Below are 3,263 nucleotides of genomic sequence, written 5' to 3' on the forward strand. Positions count from 1 at the left end.
AAGTGTTACAGCTAACCTAACTTGTCCAGCAATAGACGATGATAGTTGTCCACGATTTAACGGGAATTCTGACCGTGAACCGTATGCTAACGGGAAAGCCGAATTCGGCTTTCCCGTTCACTTTAGACTTCAACTTGATAAGTATCTTTCTTACGCAGGTAAAATCGCGCCTCTTGCATGACGACGTACCAATCGCGGTCAAGCTCGATTCTGCACGGGATTCCTCTGTCCCCAATTCGAATCTCCAGAAAGTTGCCACAATGAAGTGCGCACTGGCCATTCTCCACGTCCACAACCCAACGATCTCCGGCTTTGTCATAGGACATCTGGAACCATTGACGTCTCATGAAAGTTCACCTTGTATAACTTGCTTCACCATGTGATCGTCAATGATTCGCCGCTTGTTCTGCGCACCGTAAATAAGGGAATGCGTGCACGCTTTATTAATCAGCCGTGCAGAGCCGCTAGCATAGCGATGAATTTCATCCACTGCACCGTCCGAGAAGATATCGTGCTCGCTACCGGCGTACGACAGATGCTGTCTAATGTACTCGCCAGATTGGGCTCGGTCATAGTGCGGAAGCTTGCACTGCAAGTCAATCCGTTGACGAATGGCGGCATAGGCCTGCAAGCGGAGCCGATCCCATAATTCACTCTGCCCAACCAAGATAAGCGCCATAGGACTCTGCGCATCCATCCGAAAGTTCAGCAGAAACCGCACTTCCTCCAGCATCTCCCGGTCTAAGAGATGGGCTTCATCCACGACGACAACCGGCTGCAGGCGATGGATACCACGCATCAGTTCGATTTCCCGATGCAGTTGCCGCTTCGCGTCGCCACGATAAAACTTCGATTCGCACCCCAATTGCTCCAACATGCCTTTGTAGAAATGGCGCGGGGTCAACTTTGAGTCCGACACATAGAGCAGCTTGTACTTCGCTGCGTCCAGTTCAGCCGTAAAGCGCCGAATCGTCGTTGTCTTCCCTGTCCCACAATCTCCAGTGACAACGGTGAACAGTTGCCGCTCAGCGGCATAAACCAACCTCTCCAGCATTTCATCTAGCATAGGCGACCGGTACAGCTCCTGCGGCGGCGTATCTCGCGAGAACGGTGTATGACTCATCCTGTAGAAATCCTCAAACATGGTCGCTATCCTCCTTTCGGATAGACCGGTAGGAGACAGCAGGCGCTTGAAGCACCTTGCGGTTGGCATGTTCTTGCTCTGCTCCACGAAGGAGACGGGATATATCTGCCGATTCTATTCCCAGATGATCCGGAAGCGTTGGTCGCTTCCCTGAACGCTCCCCGATGACCATTTCGCGCGCCGTCCATGGGGAATGCCCTTCATATTCAATGGTCACTTCTCGAACATCCGCCGGGTCGTACACGACCTGAACGGTCCGACCGATGAAGAGCAGACCGACTTCGTATTTCTTCCCGTCGAAGCTGATGCATCCGGCTTTGTCGACTTTGCGATCCACGCTGTGTAGAAAAGCGCTGGCCAGGAGATCTGCGTCTACTAACCGAAGTGCCTTTGTATCGCTCCGATACGCGATTTCTGGTGTTTGATCGTCGCCAAGCGCTGAATGCAGCTTGTTCTGATGGCATTCCGACAGCCAGACCTGAAACCAAGTATTGAGCTGCTCGAGCGAAGTCACCTTCTCGAGCGCAAGCTCGTTTAGAAAGCTTCCCACAACGCCGTTCAGGCGTTCAATTTTACCTTTTGATTCTGGAGCGTATGGTCTAGCAAAGAGCAGACGAATCCCCAATTTGGCGCATGTCCGATTCATCCATTTCGTCCTATACTGCTTGCCATTGTCGAAGTACACGGCTTCCGGAACGCCGTATTTCGCAATGGCTTGACGAAAGCAATCCTCCACGATGGACTGCTCAAGTGAATCATAAAAGGCGCCGTGAACGACAAAACGTGTCGCATCGTCGATGAAGAGAACGAGGTAAACAGGCTTCTTCTCTCCGCCCGCGCCGATAGGCAGATGCGGCCCGAACTTGATATCCGATTGCCAGAGCGCGTTGCGGTGCCTCTTTTGGAAGCGCCGGGCGGCAGCACCCGGGGTCGTATACATGCGCATCTGGCGGGAGCTGTACCCACGCGCGGTTAACCGGTCTTGCAGCGTGCTGCGCTTGATCTCGCCGGGCTTTGCCCTGCCTTCCCATACGAGAATCTGAATAATCTGCCGGACGCTGCGGCCGGGCACCTCTCGCCTGAGCAGAATGGCTTCCTCAAGGAGTTCCGCCTTGATGGTGTCGGTAGAAGGTTTTCGGCCACGAGGCTTTGGTTTGAGTCCCTCGAATTGCTCGGTTCGATACTGCGCTAAGTACCGGCGCAGCGTACGTTCTGACATGCCGTGCTGCGCACAGATCTCCGCCTTGATCTGACTGACTTTCGCCGAATCCAGTCCGCTTGCCAAGAGCGGGGACAACAATTGGACCCGCTGTACGGCGATTTCTTCTGCTTTCTTCTGATCTTTCACGTCTCATGCCTCCATTTTCGTAGCGATGAGACGAGTCTATTTCAGAAGGCTGCGGACAGAAAGGCAGAACGGGTCTGTGATCCATAGATTCGAATTGGCAATAGAGCGGACAGTTCTACACAGCCAGCCGGGGGCATCGCCGACAAAACGTCCGAGAGAATGGAGTGCGGAACAAGAGCGAGTGGATGAACCCGCTACAGGCAGGTGAAAGCGAAGCGCTATGGACTGCAGTGCACCCGCGGCATACACGGCGAAAGCCAGAAACCAGGACTTCCAGCGAGCAAGCGTTGACTCATCCGCTGCGATATCCGTATGCTTAGGCTCAGACAGAGCGCCTTCTATGCTTTCAGCGTCATAACGCTTGTAGGGAACAAGCAAGTCCGGCAGTTCATGATGAATACGCGCACACGCCTCGCAATAAAGGCGACGAATGATGAGTGTTGCCCGATCTCCGCTACTCTGATACCATACCCGCTCGCGACTACCTGCCACAGGTAACTCCCCTCCACAACACGGGCAAGGGATTCTTTCCGCACTCCTAACGAAAAACCCCGGATTCTGCCTCTTTCGCCTCTAATGAAAACTTTGTTATAATGACCATGATATATGACCATGAAGAAGACGTCCTGGATGAGGCGCTGTTGGTAGCAGCACCTTCTCCACTAAGGGACGTCTTTTCCATTCCTCCGTTAGGTTCTTGGTCAATATATCGGTCTATTCTTGGACATCTTTTACCGGCTATATTCGGTCATTGTAGGTTGGCGGAAACAA

General features: G+C 53.1%; 5 protein-coding genes. 1 reads left to right on the forward strand and 4 read right to left on the reverse strand.

The features are described from left to right. Window positions 1-181, forward strand: a 181-nt coding sequence (locus E6C55_RS34365; protein ID WP_211093701.1) for a hypothetical protein, incomplete at its 5' end; no start/stop codon positions are given. Here the strand turns inward: E6C55_RS34365 and E6C55_RS33040 are convergent. Genes E6C55_RS33040 through E6C55_RS34985 form a run of 4 tightly spaced genes read right to left on the reverse strand, consistent with a single transcriptional unit; the run spans window position 123 to window position 2,984 of the window. Then, a complete protein-coding gene (locus tag E6C55_RS33040; RefSeq protein WP_136374094.1) occupies window positions 123-347 on the reverse strand; it encodes a DUF5348 domain-containing protein in 225 nt (74 codons plus the stop codon). The genes E6C55_RS34365 and E6C55_RS33040 overlap by 59 nt on opposite strands. Continuing rightward, complete coding sequence (locus tag E6C55_RS33045) at window positions 344-1,144, reverse strand: ExeA family protein (protein WP_136374095.1); 801 nt, start codon at window positions 1,142-1,144, stop codon at window positions 344-346. Before E6C55_RS33045 ends, E6C55_RS33040 begins: the two co-directional genes overlap by 4 nt. Next, window positions 1,137-2,492, reverse strand: a complete 1,356-nt coding sequence (locus E6C55_RS33050; RefSeq protein WP_136374096.1) for a DDE-type integrase/transposase/recombinase — start codon at window positions 2,490-2,492, stop codon at window positions 1,137-1,139. The genes E6C55_RS33045 and E6C55_RS33050 overlap by 8 nt, the downstream gene beginning before the upstream one ends. A gap of 36 nt (window positions 2,493-2,528) precedes the next feature. Next, the gene (locus tag E6C55_RS34985; RefSeq protein ID WP_230986974.1) at window positions 2,529-2,984 is read right to left on the reverse strand and encodes a DUF6431 domain-containing protein; all 456 of its coding nucleotides are present in this window, start codon (window positions 2,982-2,984) and stop codon (window positions 2,529-2,531) included. Window positions 2,985-3,263 lie beyond the last annotated feature (279 nt).

The organism is Cohnella fermenti, assembly GCF_004801405.1.
GTDB classification, from domain to species: domain Bacteria; phylum Bacillota; class Bacilli; order Paenibacillales; family Paenibacillaceae; genus Cohnella; species Cohnella fermenti.

Bases quoted from the DNA above. Each gene is read 5' to 3' on its own strand.
- E6C55_RS33040 (WP_136374094.1), bottom strand. From the start codon at position 347: ATGAGACGTCAATGGTTCCAGATGTCCTATGACAAAGCCGGAGATCGT.
- E6C55_RS33045 (WP_136374095.1), bottom strand. From the start codon at position 1,144: ATGTTTGAGGATTTCTACAGGATGAGTCATACACCGTTCTCGCGAGAT.